The 1,488-nt window shown below is 63.0% G+C and carries 3 protein-coding genes; 2 read left to right on the forward strand and 1 reads right to left on the reverse strand.

All coding sequences use genetic code 11. The features are described 5' to 3' along the window. Nucleotides 1-453: EAL domain-containing protein (locus EN984_RS34315; RefSeq protein ID WP_164765909.1), on the forward strand; the 453-nt coding region annotated here is incomplete at its 5' end. A gap of 1 nt (nucleotide 454) precedes the next feature. Here EN984_RS34315 and EN984_RS34320 read toward each other — a convergent pair. Continuing rightward, on the reverse strand, nucleotides 455-1,144 hold the full coding sequence (locus EN984_RS34320) for a TlpA disulfide reductase family protein (RefSeq protein WP_127272540.1): 690 nt from the start codon (nucleotides 1,142-1,144) through the stop codon (nucleotides 455-457). A gap of 35 nt (nucleotides 1,145-1,179) precedes the next feature. Between EN984_RS34320 and EN984_RS34325 the strand changes: the two genes are divergently transcribed. Next, nucleotides 1,180-1,488 (forward strand): lyase family protein (locus EN984_RS34325; protein ID WP_245480185.1); only part of this gene is annotated, 309 nt, incomplete at its 3' end.

Here is a 1,488-nt window from a genome sequence, read left to right on the forward strand (position 1 = left end):
CTTGTCAAGGACATGCCGCGGGCATTGGCCACCTTGCGGCAGGTCAAGGCGCTGGGCGTGCGCGTCGCCATGGACGATTTTGGAACCGGCTATTCCTCGCTCTCCAACCTTCGCGCCTTTCCCTTCGACAAGATCAAGATCGATGGCTCATTCATCAAGTCCGTCGACAAGAACGGCCAGGTCGCGGCGATCGTGCGCGCCGTCCTGGGACTTGGACGCGGGCTCGGCCTGCCGGTTCTGGCGGAGGGTGTCGAGACGCTCGGCGAACTGAAGTTCCTGGACGCCGAAGCCTGCGAGATCGGCCAGGGCTACTATATCGGCAAGCCGGCTCTCATCGAGGAATTCGGCGATCTGACCGGCGTCGTCGCACCCGCTGTCGGCAGCAAACCCGCCAGCCTGCGCGACAGAAGCGTTCTGGCCTTCGCGCCCGCACCCGCGCTAGCCACACGCTAGACTACAGGCTCTCGGGCTTGAGTGCCGTCTCGACCAGCCGCCTGGCGTCCGGCCCCGACCATTCGGCCGGGCCGTTCATGTGGGCGATCAGGCAGCCCTCGCCGTCGATCAGCATGGTGACGGGAAGGCCTAGCGCCAAGCCGCGCTTCTTGAGGTCGTTGAACAGCGTCATCGTCGAATCCCGGTAATAGCCGAGCGTCGCGACGCCGGTATCGCTGAGGAACTTCTTCGGCTTCACATCGTCGCCGGCATCGACGTTGACGGCGACCACTTCAAAGGAGTCGCTGCCCTTTTCCTTCTGCAGCGCATCGAGCGCCGGCATTTCGGCACGGCACGGCGCGCACCATGTCGCCCACAGATTGAGCAGCACCGTCTTGCCGGCATGATCGGCAAGCGTCATCGGCTTGCCGTCCGGACCATTGAAGGCAAGGCTCTTCAGGGATTGAGGCGGATCGGCCGGCAAAAGTGCCGCAACCTCACCGGTGGCCGACGCCACGACTTTCTTGGCGCGGTCGCTCTTGGCCGCGCAGGTCACGTCGTCCCTGCTGTCACCCATGGCAGCTTGTGCCGGTGCATTGTTGCCAGACCGGCTCTCGCTGACATATACCGCGACCGCGCCCGCCAGCGCGCCCGCCACCAAGGCGGCGAGGATCAGGCGCGGGGCCGGGAAGAATCTACTACCGTCTGCCATTTTCTCAAAACTGCTCCGAAGCACGGGTTATAGCCATGAGCGACAAGAAAACCAGCAACCAGATGTGGGGCGGACGTTTTGCCTCGGGTCCGGCCGCGATCATGGAAGCGATCAACGCGTCTATCTCCTTCGACCGCAAACTCTATGCGCAGGACATCAAAGGCTCGATCGCCCATAGCGAGATGCTGGCGCAAACGGGCATTATTTCGGCGGCCGACCAAGAAAAAATCGCTGACGGGCTGAACACGATCCTGAAAGAGATCGAGGCCGGCAGCTTCGAGTTTTCGACACGGCTCGAAGACATCCACATGAACATCGAGGCGCGCCTCGCCGATCTGATCGGC

The organism is Mesorhizobium sp. M7A.F.Ca.CA.004.12.1.1 (assembly GCF_003997835.1).
Classification (GTDB): domain Bacteria; phylum Pseudomonadota; class Alphaproteobacteria; order Rhizobiales; family Rhizobiaceae; genus Mesorhizobium.

Excerpts from the sequence above, each read along its gene's own strand:
- EN984_RS34320 (WP_127272540.1), bottom strand. The coding sequence starts at position 1,144 with ATGGCAGACGGTAGTAGATTCTTCCCGGCCCCGCGCCTGATCCTCGCC.